The sequence below is a fragment of the Pseudomonas sp. SCA2728.1_7 genome (assembly GCF_018138145.1).
GTDB lineage: Bacteria > Pseudomonadota > Gammaproteobacteria > Pseudomonadales > Pseudomonadaceae > Aquipseudomonas > Aquipseudomonas koreensis_A.
On record NZ_CP073104.1, the window covers coordinates 1,768,669 to 1,792,708 of the forward strand.

At 60.0% G+C, this 24,040-nt stretch carries 18 protein-coding genes and 4 tRNA genes; 5 read left to right on the top strand and 17 right to left on the bottom strand.

Translation table 11 applies throughout. The annotated features are described in order from the left end of the window. Positions 1-122: 122 nt before the first annotated feature. From asd to leuC, 5 genes are all read right to left on the bottom strand, one after another. Complete coding sequence (asd, locus tag KBP52_RS07910; protein WP_007913448.1) at positions 123-1,235, bottom strand: aspartate-semialdehyde dehydrogenase; 1,113 nt, start codon at positions 1,233-1,235, stop codon at positions 123-125. A gap of 66 nt (positions 1,236-1,301) precedes the next feature. Then, positions 1,302-2,384, bottom strand: a complete 1,083-nt coding sequence (leuB, locus tag KBP52_RS07915; protein ID WP_038363640.1) for a 3-isopropylmalate dehydrogenase — start codon at positions 2,382-2,384, stop codon at positions 1,302-1,304. A 54-nt stretch (positions 2,385-2,438) separates the two neighbouring features. Beyond that, entirely contained in the window at positions 2,439-3,206 is a 768-nt protein-coding gene (locus KBP52_RS07920; protein ID WP_212622557.1) for a class I SAM-dependent methyltransferase, read from the bottom strand. Positions 3,207-3,341: 135 nt separating this feature from the next. Continuing rightward, a complete protein-coding gene (gene leuD / locus KBP52_RS07925; RefSeq protein WP_007913445.1) occupies positions 3,342-3,986 on the bottom strand; it encodes a 3-isopropylmalate dehydratase small subunit in 645 nt (214 codons plus the stop codon). An 11-nt stretch (positions 3,987-3,997) separates the two neighbouring features. Then, on the bottom strand, positions 3,998-5,416 hold the full coding sequence (gene leuC, locus KBP52_RS07930; RefSeq protein ID WP_186624656.1) for a 3-isopropylmalate dehydratase large subunit: 1,419 nt from the start codon (positions 5,414-5,416) through the stop codon (positions 3,998-4,000). Between the two features lie 140 nt (positions 5,417-5,556). Here leuC and KBP52_RS07935 point away from each other — a divergent pair, with 140 nt between their 5' ends. The 3 genes from KBP52_RS07935 to KBP52_RS07945 all read left to right on the top strand — a co-directional run bounded on the left by KBP52_RS07935 (position 5,557) and on the right by KBP52_RS07945 (position 11,572). Then, positions 5,557-6,441 carry a LysR family transcriptional regulator gene (locus KBP52_RS07935; RefSeq protein ID WP_077571921.1) on the top strand — a complete coding sequence of 295 codons (885 nt, stop codon included), beginning with the start codon at positions 5,557-5,559 and terminating at the stop codon, positions 6,439-6,441. Positions 6,442-6,515: 74 nt separating this feature from the next. Further along, a complete protein-coding gene (locus tag KBP52_RS07940) occupies positions 6,516-9,794 on the top strand; it encodes a PAS domain S-box protein (RefSeq protein WP_212622558.1) in 3,279 nt (1,092 codons plus the stop codon). Between the two features lie 86 nt (positions 9,795-9,880). Then, the gene (locus KBP52_RS07945; protein WP_212622559.1) at positions 9,881-11,572 is read left to right on the top strand and encodes a molecular chaperone HscC; all 1,692 of its coding nucleotides are present in this window, start codon (positions 9,881-9,883) and stop codon (positions 11,570-11,572) included. Here KBP52_RS07945 and KBP52_RS07950 read toward each other — a convergent pair. From KBP52_RS07950 to gltX, 12 genes are all read right to left on the bottom strand, one after another. Then, on the bottom strand, positions 11,569-14,271 hold the full coding sequence (locus KBP52_RS07950) for a DUF805 domain-containing protein (protein ID WP_212622560.1): 2,703 nt from the start codon (positions 14,269-14,271) through the stop codon (positions 11,569-11,571). The two genes, KBP52_RS07945 and KBP52_RS07950, sit on opposite strands and share 4 nt — an antisense overlap. Continuing rightward, on the bottom strand, positions 14,268-14,963 hold the full coding sequence (locus KBP52_RS07955; RefSeq protein WP_137218003.1) for a DUF1266 domain-containing protein: 696 nt from the start codon (positions 14,961-14,963) through the stop codon (positions 14,268-14,270). Before KBP52_RS07955 ends, KBP52_RS07950 begins: the two co-directional genes overlap by 4 nt. A gap of 188 nt (positions 14,964-15,151) precedes the next feature. Further along, positions 15,152-15,598, bottom strand: a complete 447-nt coding sequence (locus tag KBP52_RS07960; protein ID WP_016985252.1) for an Hsp20 family protein — start codon at positions 15,596-15,598, stop codon at positions 15,152-15,154. A 121-nt stretch (positions 15,599-15,719) separates the two neighbouring features. Beyond that, the gene (locus KBP52_RS07965) at positions 15,720-16,679 is read right to left on the bottom strand and encodes a tRNA-dihydrouridine synthase (RefSeq protein WP_212622561.1); all 960 of its coding nucleotides are present in this window, start codon (positions 16,677-16,679) and stop codon (positions 15,720-15,722) included. Between the two features lie 168 nt (positions 16,680-16,847). After that, entirely contained in the window at positions 16,848-17,297 is a 450-nt protein-coding gene (locus KBP52_RS07970; protein ID WP_064389119.1) for a thioesterase family protein, read from the bottom strand. Between the two features lie 46 nt (positions 17,298-17,343). Continuing rightward, entirely contained in the window at positions 17,344-18,177 is an 834-nt protein-coding gene (locus KBP52_RS07975; protein WP_007913423.1) for an alpha/beta fold hydrolase, read from the bottom strand. Positions 18,178-18,207: 30 nt separating this feature from the next. After that, entirely contained in the window at positions 18,208-18,747 is a 540-nt protein-coding gene (locus tag KBP52_RS07980) for a TetR/AcrR family transcriptional regulator (RefSeq protein ID WP_077571915.1), read from the bottom strand. Positions 18,748-18,929: 182 nt separating this feature from the next. After that, a tRNA-Glu gene (locus KBP52_RS07985) sits at positions 18,930-19,005 on the bottom strand. A gap of 79 nt (positions 19,006-19,084) precedes the next feature. Then, a tRNA-Ala gene (locus tag KBP52_RS07990) sits at positions 19,085-19,160 on the bottom strand. A gap of 53 nt (positions 19,161-19,213) precedes the next feature. Further along, positions 19,214-19,289, bottom strand: a tRNA-Glu gene (locus KBP52_RS07995). A gap of 79 nt (positions 19,290-19,368) precedes the next feature. After that, positions 19,369-19,444: transfer RNA gene (locus tag KBP52_RS08000), tRNA-Ala, on the bottom strand. Positions 19,445-19,647: 203 nt separating this feature from the next. Next, positions 19,648-21,129 (bottom strand): glutamate--tRNA ligase, encoded by a 1,482-nt coding sequence (gltX, locus tag KBP52_RS08005; RefSeq protein ID WP_077571914.1) that lies wholly within the window; start codon positions 21,127-21,129, stop codon positions 19,648-19,650. A 228-nt stretch (positions 21,130-21,357) separates the two neighbouring features. Between gltX and KBP52_RS08010 the strand changes: the two genes are divergently transcribed. Then, a complete protein-coding gene (locus KBP52_RS08010; RefSeq protein WP_212622562.1) occupies positions 21,358-22,407 on the top strand; it encodes an HlyD family secretion protein in 1,050 nt (349 codons plus the stop codon). A 49-nt stretch (positions 22,408-22,456) separates the two neighbouring features. After that, positions 22,457-23,947: an MDR family MFS transporter gene (locus KBP52_RS08015; RefSeq protein WP_185057818.1), complete on the top strand. Its 1,491-nt coding sequence runs from the start codon at positions 22,457-22,459 to the stop codon at positions 23,945-23,947. Positions 23,948-24,040 lie beyond the last annotated feature (93 nt).

Genomic DNA, 24,040 nt, shown 5'->3' on the forward strand with positions numbered 1-24,040 from the left:
TGCATCCCCCCTGTGGGAGCGAGCCTGCTCGCGAAGGGGCCAGACCAGGCAACCGAGAAATCCAAGGCATAAAAAAACCCGCACCTCTTTCAAGGCACGGGCTCTTTCATTACTTCAAGCAATCAACGCTCAAGCAAAATCCGCAACATGCGACGCAGCGGTTCGGCCGCGCCCCACAGCAGTTGGTCGCCGACGGTAAAGGCACCGACGAATTGCGAACCCATGTTCAGCTTGCGCAGACGACCCACCGGAACGTTCAGGGTGCCGGTGACCTTGGTCGGGCTCAGCTCCTGCATGCTGATTTCGCGCTGGTTCGGCACCAGTTTGACCCAAGGGTTGTGCTGGCTGATCAGCCCCTCGATATCGGCGATCGGCACGTCTTTGTTCAGCTTGATGGTCAGCGCCTGGCTGTGGCAACGCATCGCGCCAATGCGCACGCAGATGCCGTCGACCGGGATCGGGCTCTTGAAGCGGCCGAGGATCTTGTTGGTCTCGGCCTGAGCTTTCCACTCTTCACGGCTCTGGCCGTTCGGCAGTTCCTTGTCGATCCACGGGATCAGGCTGCCGGCCAGCGGTACGCCGAAGTTTTCGGTCGGGTACGCTTCGCTGCGCATGGCGTCGGCCACGCGACGATCGATGTCGAGGATCGCGCTGGCCGGATCAGCCAGTTGATCGGCAACAGCGGCGTGGGTCGCGCCCATTTGCTTGATCAGTTCACGCATGTTCTGCGCGCCGGCACCAGAGGCCGCCTGATAGGTCATGGCGCTCATCCACTCGACCAGACCGGCTTCGAACAGACCGCCCAGGCCCATCAGCATCAGGCTGACGGTGCAGTTGCCGCCGATGTAGTTCTTGGTGCCCGCGTCGAGTTGCTGGTCGATGACCTTGCGGTTGACCGGATCGAGAATGATCACCGCGTCATCGTTCATGCGCAGGCTCGAGGCCGCGTCGATCCAGTAACCCTGCCAGCCGGCTTCGCGCAGCTTCGGGAACACTTCGCTGGTGTAGTCGCCACCCTGGCAGGTCAGAATCACGTCGAGGGTCTTCAGCTCATCAATGCTGTAAGCATCCTTGAGCGGAGCAATGTCCTTGCCCACGGACGGGCCTTGGCCACCGACGTTGGACGTGGTGAAAAACACCGGCTCGATTAGATCGAAATCCTGCTCTTCCAGCATCCGCTGCATGAGCACGGAACCGACCATCCCGCGCCAACCGATCAGACCTACACGTTTCATCGCAACTACACCTTCTTGAAAAGTGGGCCGCTGCTTTGTATTGAATTTCGCAGCGGGCCCGAGAGATTACAGATTCCGCAGCGCGGCGACTACTGCGTCGCCCATTTCCTGCGTACCGACTTTGCTGCAACCGGCCGAATAGATGTCACCGGTGCGCAGGCCTTGATCCAGCACCACGCTCACGGCTTTCTCGATGGCATCGGCCGCGTCGTGCAGATTGAAGCTGTAACGCAGCATCATCGACACCGACAGAATGGTCGCCAACGGGTTGGCAATGCCTTTACCGGCGATGTCCGGAGCGGAACCGTGGCAAGGCTCGTACATGCCCTTGTTGTTGGAATCCAGCGAGGCCGACGGCAGCATGCCGATGGAACCGGTGAGCATCGACGCTTCGTCGGACAGAATGTCGCCGAACATATTGTCGGTGACGATCACGTCGAACTGCTTCGGTGCGCGCACCAGTTGCATGGCGGCGTTATCGACGTACATGTGGCTCAGTTCGACTTCCGGGTAATCCTTGGCCACTTGCTCGACCACTTCACGCCACAGTTGGCTGGACGCCAGCACGTTGGCCTTGTCCACCGAGCAGAGCTTCTTGCCGCGAACCATGGCCATGTCGAAACCGACACGGGCGATGCGGCGGATTTCGCTTTCGCTGTACGGCAGTGTGTCGTAGGACTGACGCTCGCCGTTCTCCAAAGTGCGGGTGCCGCGCGGCGCGCCGAAGTAGATGCCGCCGGTCAGCTCACGAACGATGAGGATGTCGAGACCGGCAACGATTTCCGGCTTCAGGCTCGAAGCGTCAGCCAGTTGCGGATAGAGGATCGCCGGACGCAGGTTGCCGAACAGGCCCAGTTGCGCACGGATTTTCAGCAGGCCGCGCTCAGGGCGGATGTCACGCTCGATGGTGTCCCATTTCGGACCGCCCACAGCGCCCAGCAGCACAGCATCGGCAGCGCGGGCGCGGTCGAGGGTTTCGTCGGCCAGCGGCACGCCGTGCTTGTCGATGGCGGCGCCACCGATCACGTCATGGCTCAGCTCGAAGCCCAGGCTGTATTTGTCGTTGGCCAGCTCCAGCACCTTGACCGCTTCGGCCATGATTTCCGGACCAATACCGTCACCTGGGAGAATCAGAATCTGCTTGCTCATGCTTTCCTCATGTCTTCAGTCGGTGCGCCATCTCAGGCGCGCCCGGAAAAATTCTTATCGCTCGGCCATCAGCACGATGACATCTGTACTGAACGAGCCGTCGGCATCAATCTCAAAATATTCGCGCACTTCGTGGCCCATCGACTGCTGCAACTGGCGGATCGCGGCGCGCATCACTTCCGGTGTGCGCATGCGTTCAACCCAGCTGGTGTATTCCAGACGCAGGCGCTGACGCGTGGTGCTGCGCACATGCAAACCGGCCTCGCTGACCTGACGTAACCATTCGGCGGCGGAATAATCGCGCACATGGCTGGTGTCGCGCAGCACTTCGACGCTTTGCAGGTAAGTGTCGAACAATGGGCTGCCCGGTGACAACACGTCAACGAACGCCGCCACACCGCCGGGCTTCAGCACCCGACGCACTTCGCGCAGAGCCACACCGAGATCGCTCCAGTGATGCGCCGAATAACGGCTGAACACGAAGTCGAACTCGCCATCGGCAAACGGCAGACGCTCGGCGGCGCCGTTGACCGTGGCAATGTTGCTCATCCCCCGATCAACGGCAGCGGCGGCGACCACGTCGAGCATTTGCTGCGACAGGTCGTAGGCAACCACTTCCCTGACCAGCGGCGCGATGTGAAAACTGACGTGACCGGCGCCGCAACCCAAGTCCAGCACCCGGGCGTTGCCCTGCCCTTTCAGCTCAGCTTGTAGCAGGGCGAATTCGGTGCCTTGAGCGTGAACGGCGCTGCTCAGGTAGGCGGCGGCCTGTTCACCGAATTGCTTTTGTACGACCTGGGTGTGTTGGGCGGTGCTGGTCATTGGGGACTTCCTTTTTAGGGTGAGTCTTGTGGTGCTTTTGAGGGCCTCATCGCGAGCAGGCTCACTCCTACAGGGGAACGCATTTCAAATGTAGGAGTGAGCCTGCTCGCGATGGCGCCATTCGCCATACGCAAATCACGCGTCGCGGAACAACCACGGCTGGCTGACCCGATGCTTGGCCTCAAACGTCGCAATCGCATCGCCGTCCTGCAAGGTCAGGCCAATATCGTCCAGACCGTTCAACAGGCAGTGCTTGCGGAACGCATCGATCTCGAAGCTGTACACCTTGCCATCCGGACGGGTCACGGTCTGCGCCTGCAGATCGACCTGCAATTGATAGCCCGGCTCGGCCTCAACTTGCTTAAACAATTCATCGACTTCAGCGTCGCTCAAGATGATCGGCAGCAAGCCGTTCTTGAAGCTGTTGTTGAAGAAGATGTCGGCATAGCTCGGCGCGATGATGCTGCGGAAACCGTATTCTTCCAGCGCCCACGGCGCGTGTTCACGGCTGGAGCCGCAACCGAAGTTCTCGCGAGCCAGCAAAACGCTGGCGCCTTGGTAACGCTCGGCGTTGAGGACGAAGTCCTTGTTCAGCGGACGCTTGGAGTTGTCCTGATACGGCTGGCCGACATCGAGGTAGCGCCACTCGTCGAACAGGTTCGGGCCGAAACCGGTGCGCTTGATCGACTTCAAGAATTGCTTCGGAATGATCTGGTCGGTATCGACGTTGGCACGATCCAAAGGCGCGACAAGACCAGTGTGCTGGGTAAAAGCTTTCATGCTGCGCTCCTTTAGATCAATTCACGAACGTCGATGAAACGACCGTTCACCGCTGCCGCCGCCGCCATGGCCGGGCTGACGAGGTGGGTACGGCCACCGGCGCCCTGACGGCCTTCGAAGTTACGGTTCGACGTCGAGGCGCAATGCTCGCCGGACTCCAAACGGTCCGGGTTCATCGCCAGGCACATCGAGCAACCCGGCTCACGCCATTCGAAACCGGCTTCGAGGAAAATCTTGTCGAGACCTTCGGCTTCTGCCTGCGCCTTGACCAGACCCGAGCCCGGCACCACGATCGCTTGCTTGATGGTCGAAGCGACCTTGCGGCCCTTGGCGATCACCGCCGCAGCGCGCAAGTCTTCGATCCGCGAGTTGGTGCAGGAACCGATAAACACGCGATCCAGCTGAATGTCGGTGATCGCCTGATTGGCGGTCAAACCCATGTACTTCAAGGCACGGACGATCGAGTCGCGTTTGACCAGATCCATCTCTTGGGCCGGGTCCGGCACGTTCTGATCAACGGCCAAAACCATTTCCGGCGAAGTGCCCCAGCTGACTTGCGGCTTGATCTGTGCGGCGTCGAGCTCAACCACGGTGTCGAACTTGGCGTCGTCATCGGAAACCAGGTCTTTCCAAGCTTCGACGGCCATGTCCCATTCGGCGCCTTTCGGTGCGAATGGACGGCCCTTCACGTAATCGACAGTCTTCTGGTCCGCTGCCACCAGGCCAACGCGGGCGCCGGCTTCGATGGACATGTTGCAGATGGTCATGCGGCCTTCGACGGACAAGTCGCGGATCGCGCTGCCAGCGAATTCGATGGCGTGGCCGTTACCGCCGGCGGTGCCGATCTTGCCGATCACCGCGAGGACGATGTCCTTGGCGGTCACGCCGAACGGCAATTGCCCTTCAACGCGCACCAGCATGTTTTTCATTTTCTTCGCGACCAGGCACTGGGTGGCGAGCACGTGCTCGACCTCGGAAGTGCCGATACCGTGCGCCAGAGCGCCGAACGCACCGTGGGTCGAGGTGTGCGAGTCGCCGCAAACCACCGTCATGCCAGGCAAGGTCGCGCCCTGCTCCGGGCTGATCACATGGACGATGCCTTGGCGGACGTCATTCATCTTGAACTCGACGATGCCGTATTCATCGCAGTTGTCGTCGAGTGTCTGAACCTGCAAACGCGAGACCTGGTCGGCAATGGCTTCGATGCCGCCCTTGCGCTCCGGGGTGGTCGGTACGTTGTGGTCCGGGGTCGCGATGTTGGCATCGATGCGCCAAGGCTTGCGCCCGGCCAGACGCAGGCCTTCAAAGGCTTGCGGCGAGGTCACTTCGTGGATGATGTGACGATCGATGTAGATCAGCGCCGAGCCATCGTCGCGCTGCTTGACCAAATGCGAATCCCAGAGCTTGTCGTAGAGCGTTTTGCCGGCCATCAGACGGTTCCTCATCAGCTTGTTTCTATGCCCTGGGCTTATCAATAACCCTTTGGCTTGTGAGGCCGATCCTATGGGGTTAGATTAAATAACTCAAATTCATATTTTTTATGCTTTGGATAACCAACTGGAATACGAACATGGATCTGGCCAACCTCAACGCTTTTATCGCGATTGCCGAGACCGGCAGCTTCTCCGGTGCCGGCGAACGCCTGCACCTGACACAACCGGCGATCAGCAAACGCATCGCCGGGCTGGAGCAGCAATTGAAGGTGCGCCTGTTCGATCGACTGGGCCGTGAAGTCGGCCTGACCGAGGCTGGCCGCGCCCTGCTGCCACGGGCGTATCAGATTCTCAACGTGCTGGATGACACCCGCCGCGCCCTGACCAACCTCACCGGCGAAGTCAGCGGTCGCCTGACGCTGGCCACCAGTCACCACATCGGTTTGCACCGTTTGCCGCCACTCCTAAGGGAATTCACTCGCCGTTACCCACAGGTTGCGCTGGATATTCAGTTCCTTGATTCGGAAGTGGCCTACGAAGAAATTCTCCACGGCCGCGCAGAATTAGCGGTCATCACCCTCGCGCCTGAGCCACACACACTGGTCAAAGCCACACCGGTGTGGGATGACCCGCTGGATTTTGTGGTCGCCCCGGAGCATTCGCTGATCAGCAATGGCCCGGTCAATCTGGCGGACATTGCCGGTCATCCGGCGGTTTTCCCCGGTGGCAACACCTTTACCCACCATATTGTCCAACGCTTGTTCGAGGCCCAAGGGCTGACGCCGAACATCGCCATGAGCACCAACTACCTGGAAACCATCAAGATGATGGTCTCGATCGGTCTGGCCTGGAGCGTTTTGCCACGCACCATGCTCGATGAACAGGTGGCAAGCATCGTATTGCCGGGCATACAGCTCAGTCGCCAGCTAGGCTATATCCTGCACACTGAACGGACGCTCTCGAATGCGGCACGGGCCTTCATGGCCTTGCTGGATGCACAAATCGATCTGCCAGGGAGTTGAGGCCAACTTGTGCTACTCCTATAGAGCCGCTGCTCCTGTGCCTAACGCCACCATCAGCTCAAGGCCTGTCCACAATGCCGAAATCTGTTGACCGAATTCCGCCGATGCCGCGTATTCAGGCGATTGACCCGCGTCATTCCGAGCAGAGCTGGGAAAGCGCGCCGCAATTGCTGGCGGCGCTCAACGGCGCGCGGCTCGGCGCCTGGTATTGGGACATCGAGCGCGGGCAGATCAGTTGGTCCCGTGGCACCCAGGCATTGTTCGGCTTCGATCCTCGGCAACCGCTGCCCAAAGATCTGGAATACCTCGACCTACTGCCGCCGGAAGACCGCGCGAAAACCGTCCGCGCCTTCCACGCGGTGATTGCCGGCGCGCCGCTGGAACAGGCGATGCACCACCGCATTCGCTGGCCCGACGGCAGCCTGCACTGGCTGGAGATCAGCGGCAGCCTGCTGCCGGATAAACACGGCCGCCCCCGAATGATCGGGGTGATTCGTGAAATCACCCACCAGCGCCAACGCGAACAGGCCCTGAGCAGCTCGGAGAAACGTTTCGCGACACTTTTTCACCTGTGCCCGAACATGGTCTTGCTGACCCGCCAGGAAGACGGCCTGATCAGCGAGGCCAATCAATATTTCGAAAGCCTGTTCGGCTGGCCGGTACAAAGCGCTATTGGCCGCACCACGCTGGAACTGGGCCTGTGGGTACACCCCGAACAGCGCGGCGAACTGGTCAAGAAGACCAACACCAAGGGCGAATTGATCAGCATGGAGGTGCAGTTTCGCGCCAGTAACGGGCAGATTCACGACGGCATTCTCAGTGCGCAGAAAGTCGAACTTGAAGGTCAGCCGTATCTGCTCAGCACCTTCCTCGACACCACTGAACGCAAAGCTGCCGAACACGCCTTGAAGGACAGCCAGGAACGCCTCGATCTGGCACTGGACTCGGCACAGCTCGGCACCTGGGACTGGCACATCCCCAGCGGCATGCTCTACGGCTCGGCGCGGGCCGCGCAATTGCACGGGCTCGAACCGATACCGTTTCATGAATCGTTTGAAGAGTTTTTCGAGGGCGTGCCCGGCGAAGAGCGCGACAGCATGCGCGACGCCTACCGCAGCCTGCGCGAAGGCCCGGCAGGCAACTATCAACTGACCTATCGCGTGCAATTGCCGGACGGCAGTTCGCGTTATCTGGAAAGCCGCGCCCGCCTTTACCGTGACGACAACGGCGCGCCGCTGCGTATGGCCGGCACGTTGCTCGACATCACCGATCAGGTCGAGCGCGAGCAACGACTGGTGGCCTCGGAAGAGAAATTCGCCACGCTGTTCCAGGTCAGCCCGGACCCGATCTGCGTGACCCGCCAGGACAGTGGCGAGTTCATCGAAATCAATAACAGTTTTACCCAGACTTTCGGCTGGAGCGCCGCCGACGTGATTGGCCACACCGCTGAAGAAATCGGCTTGTGGGATGCCTCGGCGAAAAGCCTGCAACGCATCGAACGGGTCATCCGCGAACAGGGCTTGAGCAATGTCGCGATCATCGTTCAGCACAAGGACGGCCAGTCGCTGACCTGTGTGATTTCCAGTCGGCAGATCAGCGTCGGCGATCAGCCTTGTATCGTCACCACTCTGCGCGACATCACCCAGCAGCAGCGCTCGGAAGCGGCGCTGAAAGCCAGTGAGGAGAAATTCGCCAAGGCGTTCCACTCCAGCCCCGACGCGATCACCATCACCGAGCGCGACACCGGGCGCTATCTGGAGGTCAACGACGGTTTTTGCCGTCTCACTGGCTATCGTGCCGAAGAGGTCGTGGGCAAAACGGTTTATCAGGTGGGGATCTGGGCTGAAGAGAAACAGCGTTCGGCGTTACTCGCCGAGTTGCAGATCAAGGGCCGCGTGCACCATCAGGAAATGCTCGGGCGCAACAAACGCGGGGAGATGCTAACGGTGGAAGTCTCGGTCGAGCCGATCACTCTCAATGAAACCGCGTGCCTGCTGCTGACCGCGCGGGACGTCAGCCTGCTGAAAAACGCCGAAGCGCAGATTCGTCACCTGGCCTATCACGACCCACTGACCAATCTGCCCAACCGCGCCTTGCTGATGGATCGCCTGAGCCAGCAGATCGCCCTGCTCAAGCGCCACAACCTGCGCGGCGCCTTGCTGTTTCTCGACCTCGATCACTTCAAGCACATCAACGACTCTCTCGGCCATCCGGTCGGCGACACCGTGCTGAAGATCATTACCGCGCGGCTCGAAGCCAGCGTGCGCATGGAAGACACGGTCGCGCGCCTCGGTGGCGATGAGTTTGTCGTACTGCTCAGCGGCCTCGAAGGCTCGCGCAACGAAGTCAGCACACAAGTGCGCAATCTGGCCGACACCCTGCGTGAATTGCTCTCGGAACCGATGTTCCTCGACGGCCAGCGCCTGCAAGTGACGCCGAGCATCGGCGTGGCGCTGATCCCCGATCACGGCTCGACGCCGACCGACCTGCTCAAGCGCGCCGACATCGCGCTGTACCGAGCCAAGGATTCCGGGCGCAACACCACGCAGATGTACCACAACACCATGCAGAAAGCCGCCAGCGAGCGGCTGCGCATGGAGACTGACTTGCGTCTGGCGCTGTCGCGCGGTGAGTTCAACGTGCACTTTCAGCCGCAGGTCGATGCCCGCGACAACCGCATCATCGGTGCCGAAGCCCTGGTGCGCTGGAATCACCCGGAACTGGGCGCGCAGTCACCTACCGAGTTCATCAAGGTGCTGGAAGACAGCGGCCTGATTCTCGAAGTCGGCACCTGGATCCTCGACGAGGCCTGCAATGCCTTCAAACAATTGATCGCGCTGAAGCTGGTCGATCCGCTGAATTTCAGCCTGTGCGTCAACATCAGTCCACGGCAGTTCCGCCAGAACGACTTCGTCGAGCGCATCGAGCACAGCATGAGCAGCCACGGCCTGCCCTGTTCGCTGCTGAAACTGGAAATCACCGAAGGCATCGTCATCCAGAACCTCGAAGACACCATCAGCAAAATGCGCCGGCTGAAAAAGCTCGGTGTGAGCTTTGCGATGGATGACTTCGGCACCGGTTATTCCTCGCTGACTTACCTCAAGCGCCTGCCGGTGGACACGCTGAAAATCGATCAATCGTTTATCCGCGATGCGACGACCGATCCGAACGATGCCGAGATCATCCGCGCGATCGTTGCCATGGCGCGCAGTCTTGAACTGGAGGTGATTGCCGAAGGTGTGGAGACCCCGGAACAATTGGCGTTCCTGCAAGGTTTGGGCTGCCATTTGTATCAGGGATATCTGCACAGTCGACCGGTTGCGCTGGAGGATCTGAAAAAGCTCCTGCCATAACCGGTGCACGTTGCAACAGACGCGCAATTGCCACGCTTTGCGGCAACCTGTAGGGTCGCGGTTTTTGCGCCGTTTCGAGATCTGTCATGCAGGATGCAACCCTCCCCCGCCCGGCTCTGCTGGGCATCGACCTTGGCACCACCAATAGTCTGATCGCCGTCTGGCAGGACGGTCAGGCCCGGCTGATTCCCAACGCTCTGGGCGATGTGCTGACGCCCTCGGTGGTCAGCCTCGATGAAGACGACACCATTCTGGTCGGCAAAGCCGCCCGCGCCCGCCTGACCACGCACCCGGAACGAACCGCTGCAGCATTCAAGCGCTTCATGGGCAGCGATAAACAAGTTCAGCTCGGCACACGTCAGTTCAGCCCGGAGGAGTTGTCGGCGCTGGTGCTGGGCTCACTCAAGCAGGACGCCGAAGCCTTTCTCGGCCACGCGGTGTCGGAAGCGGTGATTTCCGTGCCGGCGTATTTCAGCGATGAACAACGCAAACGCACACTGTTTGCCGCCGAACTGGCCGGGCTTTCGGTGACGCGTCTGATCAACGAGCCGACCGCCGCCGCCATGGCTTACGGACTGCATGAACAGAAGTTCGAACGCACGCTGATCTTCGATCTGGGCGGCGGCACCTTCGACGTTACGGTGCTGGAATACGCTTTGCCGCTGATCGAAGTGCACGCCTCCACCGGCGACAACTTTCTCGGCGGCGAAGACTTCACGGCCGCGCTGTTGCAGGCCAGCCTGAAACACTGGCAACTGACCCCGGCCATGGTCGATGCGCAAAGCATGGCCAGCCTCGGTGATGCGCTTGAGCAACTGAAATGCAAACTCGGCGAAGACACTCAACACCTGAGCTGGCGCCACGCCGACAAGACCTTCGAATGGTCACTGGACGAAGCGGCGGCGGTAAAAATCTGGGAACCGTTGCTGGCGCGTTTGCGCGCGCCGATCGAGCAAGCCCTGCGCGATGCCCGACTCAAACCTCGCGACCTCGACAGCCTGGTACTGGTCGGCGGCGCCACGCGCATGCCGGCCGTGCAGCAAATGGTTGCGACGCTGTTCGGGCGCCTGCCTTACCGGCATCTTGATCCGGATACCATTGTTGCGCTCGGGGCGGCGACGCAAGCGGCGTGCAAGGCGCGCGACGGGGCGGTTGAAGAGTTGATTCTGACGGATGTCTGCCCGTATACGCTGGGGATTGCGACCATGCGTGGCGAAGACATCAAAGGTGCCTTCTCGCCCATCATCGAACGTAACACCATCATTCCGACGTCAAGGGTGGAGCGCTATTACACCACCCAACCGAAGCAAACAGTGCTGCGCATCGCCGTCTATCAGGGTGAACGGCCGTGGGTGTGCGACAACATTCTGATTGATGCTTTCGAAGTCACGTTGACGCCTACTCAACACATCCAGGAACTGGACGTGCGCTTCAGCTATGACATCAACGGTTTGCTCGAAGTCGACGTCACCCTGCTCGAAACCGGCGAGCGTCACAGTCACAGCATTGATCGCAGCCCCACCGGTCTGGACGAGCAAGCGCGCCGCGACAGCCATAACCGGCTGTCGACGCTGAAGGTCCATCCACGCGATGCACTGCCCAACCGCACATTGCTGGCTCGTCTGGAACGGGCATGGATGCAGAGTCTGGGCACGCAACGCGAGCACATTGCCGAATGGCTGCACAACTTCACCACCGTGCTCGGCGGCCAGCAACCCTCAGAGATTGCCAGCCATCGCACAGAGCTGAACAAGGCGCTGGATCAACTGCGTCTCTAGCCGTTGAGACGCCGCAAGGCAGCCTGCAGGCCGCCGGACAGCATCTCGGTATCGCCGCTGTCCGGCGGCACACCATAGCGGTTGGGCAACTTGTCACCGGCAAGCCCGAACAACACCAACGGCAAAAATGGCAGAACCGGCGTCAGCGCCATGAAGATCAGCAGCGTCGGAATGCCTCGGCCCATGTCGTGCAATCGACGCAGAATGGCGCCGAACACCAGCAGCACGGCCAATAGCAGGATAAGAATGCCAGCGCCCGTGGTGCCGCTGATCAACCCTGCCACCGGCGCAATCACCAAACACCCCAAGACCTGAGCGATAAAAGCCTTGCGCCCCAACCGCGATCCCAAGCGCCAGATCGCTGTCGCTGGTACCGGCTGCACATCGCTTTTCGCCAGCAGTAATCGTTCCGACCAGGACAATAACGCGCACAAGGCCAGGTGCAGGCCAACGCTGTTCTGCACATCGTCCTTGCCCTGTTGCAGTTGACGCAGGACGCGCGTTTTCGGCACGCCGGCAGCGCCATAACGAATCAAGCCCTTGAGCGCATCCAGCGCTTCATACGCCAGCAATTTGTCGACACCAAAATCCGTCAGCACTTTGCGCGGCGGCCACACCGGTTCGCCTTTGATCAAACCGTCGCGGAAGCCTTCGAACCAGGCGTCTTCACAACTGATCGCCGCGATCGATTGCAACAACGCGCGATGCTGCTCGGCACTCAGGCTCGGATCGTGATAGAGCACGCCCCAGAACATCATCAAACCCAGCAAATCGTCGCCGCAGGCCGCACGATCACTTTCGAGGCAGGTGTAAAGCAGGCTATTGGCCGGCAACCGGACACTGTCGAGTGCCTGCTGTACGCTGAACAATTGCTGCACCAACAAGCCGTGTACCGGGTCATTGCCTTGCAGCCATCCGAGCAAACCGGCGCAGTGGCCTTGCTCACGCTGCAAGCGCCGCAACAAGGGTTGCAGGCGACTCAAGGGATGGGCCGGATTGAAAGGCAGGCGCTCAACGCACTGCGCGTCAATCAACTGCAACCAGCGTTCGGGTTGTTCCAGCAACGCCAGCAAAAACAAGGTCTGCGCATGCCACTCCCAAGTGGCCTCACCCAGCCCGACCGGCGGCAACGGAATCCCGCGCCGGCTCAACTGGAGAGTCAAGTCGAGCTCGGACAAGTCGCAATCATCTTTGACCGCGGCCAGCGTGAACGCGTCTGCCAGTCGTTCCAGCGCAGCGTCGCTGTAAGGCCGCAAGCGACGCAACCACAGACGACAGACCTTATGCGGCTCGCCGTTGGTCAGCACCTGCGGCAATGGCCGCGAACCTGAATCCGCATCGCTGAACGCGCTCATGGCCAGCGCAATCGGTGCCCTGCGCAACCAGCGCAAATGTTGCTCTGCCTGATATTTGAACCCGCTCATCACCAGGCTTTCGAGGGCATCGATCGGCAGCGGTGCATCCACAATCTGCTGCAACAACGTCGCCTCACCCCGATGCAGCGACCAGGCATGCCGGTACAGATGCAACAATCGGCTGTCGGCATTTTCGCCCAGCAATTGCGCGAGCAATGGCAGCTCATCACCGCTTATGCGCCAATCGACAAAGCTTTGCGCAAGGCTCTCAAGTTTTAACCGCCCGACACCCAGCCAACGGTTCAGCGTCTCGGGGTGTTGTGACGGACTGCCATACACCTGGCCGTCATCGGCAAGATCCTCTGACCAGTCAGAGATGCCCTGCAAGCGATCGAATGCCTGAATCAGCAGCGGCAGAAAAGTCGGCTGGCGCTTGGCGCACATTTCCAGCAGACGACTTTCAGCCATCGGATGGCGGTGCTCGTTCCACAGCCGGATCCAGCACGGCAATGCCTGATCGTCCCGGCCCAGCAGACTGCTCTGACAGGCCAACAGGTAAAGCCAGTCGACATCATCCGGTGCAGCAAGCTGCTGTTCGACACAGCACTGCAAAAACGTCGGCCCGCCAATACCTGCCTGAGTGAACTGCACCAACAGACGCTTGAGGAACGCGGCATCCTCCGGCAACGGCAGGCAGGTATGCTGACTGGCGAAGTCGGCGAACTCCTGCAGTGGACGCTGGTTGAAGATGAAGTCGAGACTACGGGCGTACCACAGCGATTCAGTCTGGGCTGCCTCTGACCAGGTGCACATCAGATCCGTGTCGAACGGGTCCGGCGTTTCGATTCGCTGGAGAAAGAAGCCCACCTGATGCGCGTCGTCGAAGCCCAGATCCAGCAACTGTTGATCCCAGGCCATACGCTTGGCCAACAGATTCGCGCAGCGGTACGACAACGGACCGGCGTCGGCCATCCGGTGGTACAGCGGCCAGCTGAGCTCATCGAGCACGTCCAGCGACAGCTCATCCAGTCCTCGGACAAAGGCCTGCCACGCGGCGAAATTGAACCGGCGCGCGGGATCATCCAGCAGCTCGCAAAAATCCCCGAACACCGGAGGGACCTCAACGACAGTCTGTTCTGAGGCTTGGGACTCGTCCTCGTCCTCGGGCTCTTCTTCGTCGTCTTCAAGCGCCAGACGCAGGGCGTTTTCGTAGGCCATGCGCAGCGCCTGGAAGCCTTGCGGGTCGGTCTCCGGGTGATGGGCCGGCAAGCGTGCGCGGTAGGCATTGCGAATCAGGGTTTCGTCGTTAGTAGGCTCGATGCCCAGGCGGATCCAGCAACTCATGACCAGTCGAACTCCTTGAGCGATGCCGGGCGTGGCGGCAAATCGATTTCCATATGCCACGGCAAATCAGCAAGGAACCGAGGAATGTTTTCGGCAAGCCCACGGGCAATCCGCAGGTTAAGGGCGTTGGCGCCTTGTCGATCGAGTTCGCGCGCCAGCTCATCGTCGCTGGCACTCAGGCAGGACCAAAAGGTCCGGCCCACGACAAAGCCGTCGAAGTAAGCCATCCAGCTACCGTAGTGAAACTGCGCTCTGAGGGCCAAACGACTGTGCAGCCAGTTGCTTTCGTCCAGGTCGACCCACTGATTGCGCACCGCGCAGCGCAGGAGAAAACCCATGCGGCCATAGTCCCAGGACAAAATCCCGCCCGGCCCACAACTGCCGAAGGTGCGGCTGGCAAACTCATGCAGGGTGCGTTCACGAGGACTCAGGTCGTCGAGCAGAGCCTGCCATTCACTTGGCAGACAACGCTGCCACGCCAAGTAGGCCGCGCTGAGGTGCTTGGCATGGCCGTCGTCGGTCATCCGTACGAGCATGTCGAACAGCTGGCCACGGTCATCGATCCCCCAACTGTCCTGCAGATCAATGTAGCGATCATTGCAGAACGCGGGGTCGTCGTAGCTGGCGCCGGTATTGATCGCCGCCATTGGCGCAGACAAAGCGCACAGCCAGCGCTGTTGAATCTCGTCCATGAAAAAAGGCTCCAGGCCGACCGGTGAGGAATGGGGGTCGGCAAAACTGCGGCGGATTGTAGAGAAACCGCCGCCAGCGGCAAAGCCGAACAACGGTTTTCTTGCGCGCACAAAAAAGGCCCCGACGTATCGGGGCCTTCATTCAGCGGCTCATCGTCTGTTCAGACGATTGTGTTGCGGCACATGACTCAGTGCTGCAAGGCCGGCTTCTGCACCCCGTTGATCGGGATGCGTTTGGCTTTCGCTTCTTCCGGGATCACCCGCAGCAGGTCGATGCTCAACAGACCGTTGCTCAGATCGGCAGCCTTGATCTCGATGTGATCGGCCAGACGGAAGGACAGCTTGAACGCACGCTGGGCGATGCCCTGGTGCAGGAAGGTCACGCCTTCGTTGGCATCACGCTTGCCACCACTGATGGTCAGCACACCTTTCTCGACTTGCAGCTCCAGGTCTTCTTCCTGGAAACCGGCGGCGGCAACGACGATACGGTACTGGTCATCACCGTGCTTTTCGACGTTGTAAGGTGGGTAGCTGCTGCCTGGTTCGTTACGCAGGGCGGTTTCGAACAGGTCGTTGAAACGGTCGAAACCTACCGAGGAACGGAACAGTGGCGCGAGGGAAAATGCAGTACTCATGGTTCAAATCTCCTGAAAACAATCAGCAAGGTTTTTTGATTCCGCGACCCGAATTCGGCATCGCGTAACCCTTAGATAGGGACCGCTGAAATGATTTCAAGAGAGTATTTGCAGATTTTTTTCAGGCCGCTTCGGCGACCGGCAAACCGAGCAAACGCGAGACATGATCCGGCTCGGTCTCACGACGCAGTACGGTGAACAGCTCGGCAGCCTCAGGATAATTACGCTTCAGCATGGCCAGCCATTGCTTCAAACGGCCCGGCGATTGGCGTGCGGTCATCTGCGCTTTGGCTTGCAGCCAGAAGTCCTGGATCAGCGGCATCAGCTCAGCCCAGGTCATCTCGACCACTTCTTCGCCGGCGCGGGCGGCAGCGATCTGCTTGGCCAGATCCGGGCGCGACACCAGACCGCGACCGAGCATGATGTCTTCCACGCCACTGATTTCGCGGCAGCGGCGCCAGTCTTCGACGCTCCAGATATCGCCATTGGCGAACACCGGGACTTTGACCACATCCTGCACGCGCGGGATCCACTCCCAATGGGCCGGCGGTTTGTAGCCGTCCATTTTGGTTCGGGCGTGGACCACGATGTGCTCGGCGCCGCCTTCGGCCAGCGCCGTGGCGCAGACCAGCGAACCGTCGGGGCTGTCGAAACCGAGGCGCATTTTTGCGGTGACGGGAATATGCGCGGGTACGGCGCGGCGCACGTGCTCGACAATCTGGTTGAGCAGTTCCGGCTCTTTGAGCAGCACGGCGCCGCCACGGGATTTGTTGACGGTCTTAGCCGGGCAGCCGAAGTTGAGGTCGATCACCTCGGAGCCGAGTTCGCAGGCCAGTGCAGCGTTTTCCGCCAGGCATACAGGGTCGGAACCGAGCAATTGCACGCGCAATGGCACACCGGACGCGGTGCGTGCGCCGTTGAGCAACTCCGGGCCGAACTTGTGGAAATAGGCCGGCGTGAGCAACTGGTCGTTGACGCGAATGAATTCGGTCACGCACCAGTCGATGCCGCCAACGCGGGTCAGCACATCGCGGAGAATGTCGTCGACCAACCCCTCCATGGGCGCCAGAGCAATTTGCATGGGAAAACACTACTTGAAGAAAAACGTGCGGCAGTTTACTGGATTACGCACAAATCCGCAGAACAACACATTTCCCTTGTAGGAGTGAGCCTGCTCGCGATAGCGGTGTGTCAGTCACATCTGCATCGACTGGTACACCGCTATCGCGAGCAGGCTCACTCCTACAATTTAGATTTGCGCAGACTCTGAGAGCAGGATCGCCGGGCCGTAGCCTTCGATAAACTCGGCCGGCATGCGCTTGGGCTTACCCGTGGACAGTTCAATGCAGACAAACGTGGTTTGCGCGCGCAACAGCGTGGTGTTGTCACTCGGGCGCTTGAGCTGGAAATGCCGGGTCATTTTCAGGCGCTGATCCCAATCAACGATCCAGGTCGCCAATTGCAGTTCGTCGCCTTCATAGGCGGCGGCCAGATAATCGATCTCGTGACGGACCACGGCCATCGCCCGATCCAGTCGCCGATACTCGACCAGATCCAGGCCCAGACGCTGCGAGTGGCGCCAGGCGCAACGCTCGAGCCAGGTCACGTACACCGCGTTGTTCGCATGGCCCAGCCCGTCGATGTCCTCGGCGCCTACTTGCAGATCAATGGTAAACGGCGTTGCTCGATCCCAGCCCATGCCCCACTCCCGGTCAATGTATTCAACCGGGGCAGTGTAACGGAGCTTACGCCGATTGGCGCGCCTGAAGGCTGCGGCCGGCCAGCAGTGATAACACGCCATCAACCACCCGCGGGTCGGCCAGCACGCGCTGATGACCACCACCTTCAAGACGCAGTAAGCGGCTGTCGAACCAGGATTCGTGGATCAGTTGCGACTCTTTGACCGAGACGAAGTTGTCGTCCTCGGCATGCACGATCAGGCCAGGCATATCCAGTTGATAGTGGGCAACGTCGAGAGTCGCGGCGCGCATCCCGACATCCTGCTCGACCTGACGGATGAAAGCGGAACGGGCCCGGGGCGGCATGCCGACGTAGCGGGCAAATCCGCGCAGTACGCCAAGAATGCGTGCAGGCGCGGCGATGCTGACGAGGGTTTCGGTGCGCAAGCCCAATTGCACGGCGAGCATGGCGCTGGCGCCGCCCATGGAGTGACCGATCACCGCTTGCAGTGGCGGCAACTCGGCAGCGGCTTCGAGCATCGCCCGAGCGAACAACACCACGTTGGCTTCACGCCCCGGCGAACGCCCGTGGGCCGGACCATCGAGCGCGACGACGGTATAACCGGCATCGACCAGCGCGGTGATCAGCGCGGCGAACTGGGTTGGCCGCCCTTCCCAGCCGTGCATCAGCAGCACCGTCGGACCTTGGCCCCAGCGCAGCGCCGAGAGACCGAAGCGCAAAGTGATGCGTTCGGAACTGGCCAGCAGCGGCAGCTCCCAATCCCTTAGCGGCAGCGAACGTGGCGTCATGAACGCCAGACGCATTTTGCTCGCTACCCGTTGCGGTGCAATCCAGCCCAAGGTGCCATTAACGCCACGAACCCACTTCAACGTGTTCATCGCTCTCTCCTCAGGCGTGCTGCCTTCAGGTCAACGCACCGCCGACTTGGCAGCGCGCAGCAATCGATCGGATAAATCTCCCGGGCCCAGCGCCCTTGCGAGGGCCAGACCACCCACCATCAAGGCCACGTCGGCCAGGGCTTTGTCGGTGTCCTCAGGGCTGGACGCCAACTGCGCGATCATCAACTCCAGGTGTTCGTTCAGCGCGATGCGGAACGATTCCGGCAAACGACCCAATTCGCCGATGGACGCTGGAATCGGGCACGCGGCGTCGCTGGAATCACGATGCTTGCGCGACAGGTAGAACGCGGCGACCAGGGCGCGGCGCTCTTCGCCGGTCAATTCGGTATCCATGTCGGCAATCAGGTCGCGGCGGCGACCGAGCAATTGCTTGAACGCCTCGAGCATCATCGCGTCCTTGCTTTCGAAGTGCGCATAGAAGCCACCGACGGTGAGGCCGGCTGCGCCCATCACTTCGCCCACGCTAGGGTCAGCCGGGCCGCGCTGAATCAGTGCGGCGCTGGCAGCCTTGAGGATGCGTTCGCGGGTTTGAGCTTTTTTATCGTTCATCGTTGCCTCCGAATATTACGACTAGAATATTATTCGCATAATAATATTCTGCAAGTCAAGGATATGACCGCTGGTCTGAAGCACAGTGTAAGGAAAAAGGAGAATTGGCCAAACGCCAGACAAACAAAAGGGCCATTCAATAATTGAATGACCCTTATAAAATCCCGCAGAGCGGGTAATCGTGGCGTCCCCTAGGGGACTCGAACCCCTGTTACCGCCGTGAAAGGGCGGTGTCCTAGGCCACTAGACGAAGGGGACACAAACCTTCTATACAACTGATCAGCGCTGAGAACTGATCGATTCAAGGCCGGTGTGGCCAGACCTTGAACTTGTAAATTGGTGGAGCTTAGCGGGATCGAACCGCTGACCTCCTGCATGCCATGCAGGCGCTCTCCCAGCTGAGCTAAAGCCCCGGATTTTTCGCCTCGCGGCGGAGCGACATTTTGCAACATCGCTTCTGTAAAACTGGCGTCCCCTAGGGGACTCGAACCCCTGTTACCGCCGTGAAAGGGCGGTGTCCTAGGCCACTAGACGAAGGGGACGCAAACCCTTCTATACAACTGATCAACGCTGAGTGTTGATCGCTTCGGAGCCGGTGTGGCCAGGCTTCGAAGTGTAAATTGGTGGAGCTAAACGGGATCGAACCGTTGACCTCCTGCATGCCATGCAGGCGCTCTCCCAGCTGAGCTATAGCCCCTCATCGTTGATGTCATCGCTGAGGACGGGGCGAATCTTAAGGGCGTATCGAAAGCCTGTCAAACTTATTTTTGAAAAATTTCAAAGTTTTTCGTCGGCATAACAATCACTTACCGCCCTCCCCCGTAAATTCGGGGGGAAAAACGCCGAAGGCCGGAATCAAAAGATCCCGGCCTTCGGTGGTTCCTGCAGAGTCAGGCGTGCTTAAGCGATAGCGCCCAGCAGCTTTTCCCACTCTTTGTTTTCTTTCTTCGACACGCCGCCCAGCAGGTCGATCGCCTGGCGCAGACGATAACGGGTCAGATCCGGGCCGATGATTTCCATGGCATCAAGCACCGACACCGAACTCGCCTGCCCCGTGATTGCGGCAAACATCAGCGGCATCGCATCACGCAGTTTCAATTCCAGCGATTCGACCACTGCCTGAATCGTCGCGGTGATGTTGTCCTTCTCCCACTGACGCAGGCTTTCCAGCTTCCACAGGATCAACTGCATCAACTGACGAACCTGATCGCCCGAGAGCTTTTTCGATTCGAACAGCTTGGCATCCGGGTTAACGCCACCGGCGAAGAAGAACCCGCCCAGCGGTGCAACCTGGCTGAAGGTTTCAACGCGGCCCTGCACCAGCGGTGCGATCTTCATCATGTATTCCGGGTTCAGCGCCCAGGTCTGCAGACGGCTGGCAAACTCTTCCACCGGCAGATCACGCAGCCATTGGCCGTTGAGCCACGACAGCTTCTCGATATCGAAGATCGGCCCGCCCAGCGAGACACGCTTGAGGTCGAAGTTATCGACCATTTCCTGCAGCGAGAACTTCTCGCGCTCGTCCGGCATCGACCAACCCATGCGACCGAGGTAGTTGAGCATCGCCTCAGGCATGAAGCCCATGCGCTCGTAGAACGTCACCGAGGTCGGGTTCTTGCGCTTGGACAGCTTGCTCTTGTCCGGGTTACGCAGCAGCGGCATGTAGCACAGCTCTGGTTGCTCCCAGCCGAAGTATTCGTACAGCAGGATCAGTTTGGGCGCCGACGGCAGCCACTCTTCGCCGCGCAGGACGTGAGTGATGCCCATCAAATGGTCGTCGACGACGTTGGCGAGGAAGTACGTCGGCAGGCCGTCGGTCTTCATCAACACTTGCATGTCCATGCGATCCCACGGGATCTCGACATCACCACGGAGCATGTCCGGCACCACGCAAACGCCTTCGCTCGGCACTTTCATGCGGATCACGTGGGGTTCGCCAGCGGCCAGACGGGCCGCGACTTCTTCTTTCGACAGCAACAGCGCGCGGCCGTCGTAACGTGGGGTCTCGCCGCGAGCCATTTGCTCGGCGCGCATCTGATCGAGTTCTTCAGCGGTGCAGAAGCATGGGAACGCATGACCCATGTCGACCAGTTGCTGGCAGTACTTCTGGTAGATCTCGCCGCGCTCGCTCTGGCGATACGGGCCATGCGGGCCGCCGACGTCCGGGCCTTCGCTCCAGTCGATACCCAACCAGCGCAGGGCGTCGAAGATCTGCTGCTCGGACTCGCGGGTCGAACGCAACTGGTCGGTGTCTTCGATCCGCAGGATGAACTCACCGCCATGCTGCTTGGCAAAGCAGTAGTTGAACAATGCGATGTAAGCGGTACCTACGTGGGGATCCCCGGTAGGCGATGGCGCGATGCGAGTGCGGACGGTGGTCATGGCATGTCTCGAAAAGAATGAAAAGCAAAACAATCAAGCGGCGAATGGTAACAGGCGACACCCGCCCCGCTCCAGCAGACAGGGCATTTAAGCCAAGTTTGCCTCTGGAACGCCGCTAAGTCGTGGTGAATGGGCAAATATCAGCGGATGGCATTTACCGTTGATCGGCTATATGCCAGATTTGCCTGCTGATAACTTTCCTTACAATTCCTCGACTACAGTTTGCCCATGCCTGCCCAACTCAAGCGTCGCCTGTTGATTTTCCTGCTGCTCGTCCTGCTGATCGCCGGGGGCTTTTTTGCCCACTGGTTTTTCAAGGGACGCTTTTATGAAAGCACCGACAACGCTTATGTCCAGGGTGAGATCACCCGTGTCTCGAGCCAATTGGGCGCGCGCATCGATGAAGTGTTGGTGCAGGACAATCAGCACGTGGAAAAAGGCCAGTTATTGGTGCGCCTTGAACCTAATGATTTCCGCCTGGCCATCGACCGCGCCAATGCCGCGCTCGCCACCCGCGAAGCCGAACGTCTGCAAGCGCAAAGCAAATTGACTCAGCAATCGAGCCTGATCGCCGCCAGCGACGCGCAAGTGGCGACCACCCAAGCGACACTTGGCCGCTCGCAAATGGACTTGTCGCGTGCTGAAACCCTGCGCAAACCCGGTTATGTTTCCGAAGAGCGCGTGACCACCCTCTCCGCTGACGCCCACATTGCCCGCTCGCAAGTGGCCAAGGCGCAGGCTGACGCACAGGGCCAGCGTCAACAGATCAACGCCCTGAACGCGGAAATCAAACGCCTCGACGCGCAGATTGCCAACGCCCGCGCCGATCTCGCGCAAGCCGAACTCAACCTGACCCGCAGCGAAATCCACGCGCCGATCAGCGGTCTGGTCGGCCAGCGCGCTGCGCGCAATGGTCAAGTGGTGCAGGCCGGCGCTTATCTGCTGTCGATCGTCCCGGACGAAGACATCTGGGTGCAGGCCAACTTCAAGGAAACCCAGATCGGTCATATGCAACCTGGACAAAAAGCCGAACTGACGTTCGACGCGTATGGCGACACACCGATCGAAGCGCGAGTCGATAGTCTGTTCGCCGCGTCCGGCGCGCAGTTCAGCCTGCTGCCGCCGGACAACGCCACCGGCAACTTCACCAAGGTCGTGCAGCGGATTCCGGTGAAACTGACCTTCAAGGCCGACAACCCGCTGCACGGCAAGATCCGTCCGGGCATGTCGGTGACCGCCACCGTGAACATCAAAGACGCTCCGGACAATGGCCGGTGATTCACTGATCCGCCCGGTCGGCGAGCCGACCCGGCGCGATTGGATTGCGGTGATGAGCGTGATGCTCGGCGCCTTTATGGCCGTGCTCGACATCCAGATCACCAACTCGTCGCTGAAAGATATTCAGGGCGCCTTGTCGGCGACGCTGGAAGAAGGCTCGTGGATTTCCACGTCGTATCTGGTCGCGGAAATCATCATGATCCCGCTGACCGCGTGGCTGGTGCAGTTGCTCTCGGCGCGGCGTCTGGCGGTGTGGGTGTCGCTGGGCTTTCTGGTTTCTTCGCTGCTGTGCTCGATGGCCTGGAGCCTGGAGAGCATGATCGTCTTTCGCGCCATGCAGGGCTTTACCGGCGGCGCGCTGATCCCGCTGGCATTCACCCTGACCCTGATCAAACTCCCCGAACACCACCGCGCCAAAGGCATGGCGATGTTCGCCATGACCGCGACCTTCGCCCCATCGATCGGCCCGACGCTGGGCGGCTGGCTCACGGAAAACTGGGGCTGGGAATACATCTTCTATATCAACATCCCGCCGGGCCTGATCATGATCGCCGGGTTGATGTACGGATTGGAGAAGAAAGAAGCGCACTGGGAACTACTGAAAAGCACCGACTACACCGGCATTCTCACGCTCGGCATTGGTCTTGGTTGCTTGCAGGTTTTTCTGGAAGAAGGTCATCGCAAGGACTGGCTGGAATCGAGCCTGATCGTGACGCTGGGCAGCATCGCGCTGGTGAGTCTGATCACCTTTGTGATCGTGCAGATCTCCAAACCCAATCCGCTGATCAACCTGGGCATTCTGCGCAATCGCAACTTTGGGTTGTCGAGTATTTCCAGCCTGGGCATGGGTGTCGGGTTGTACGGCTCGATTTATCTGTTGCCGCTGTACCTGGCGCAGATTCAGAACTACAACGCCCTGCAGATCGGCGAAGTGATCATGTGGATGGGCGTGCCGCAGCTGTTTCTGATTCCGCTGGTGCCGAAACTGATGAAGATTATTTCGCCGAAGTGGCTGTGCACGCTGGGGTTTGGCTTGTTTGGTCTGGCGAGTTTTTCGTCCGGGGTGCTCAACCCGGATTTCGCCGGGCCGCAGTTCAATCAGATTCAGATTATTCGCGCGCTGGGGCAGCCGTTGATCATGGTGACCATTTCGCTGATCGCCACGGCGTACATCCTGCCGCAGGACGCAGGGTCGGCGTCGAGTCTGTTCAATATCCTGCGAAATCTGGGCGGCGCGATTGGTATTGCTCTGCTGGCGACGCTGCTGGATGCGCGCACCAAGACTTACTTCGACTATTTGCGCGAGGCGGTGGTGCCGACCAATCCGCAGGTGGCGGAACGGCTGGCGTCGATGACCGATCGGTTTGGCAGTGACACGGCAGCGTTGGGCAAGTTGAGTGAGATCGTCCATCAGCAGGCGGCGATCATGGCTTACAACGATGCGTTTCACTTTGTCGGGATTGCGTTGGGGATCAGCATGCTGGCGATTTTGTTGACCAAGAAATTGCCGGAGGGGCTGAAGGCTGGGGAATCTCATTAAGACCGCGTTGCCGCCATTCGCGAGCAGGCTCGCTCCCACAGGGGTTTTGTGAACGACATAGATCCAAGGTGGGAGCGAGCCTGCTCGCGAAGA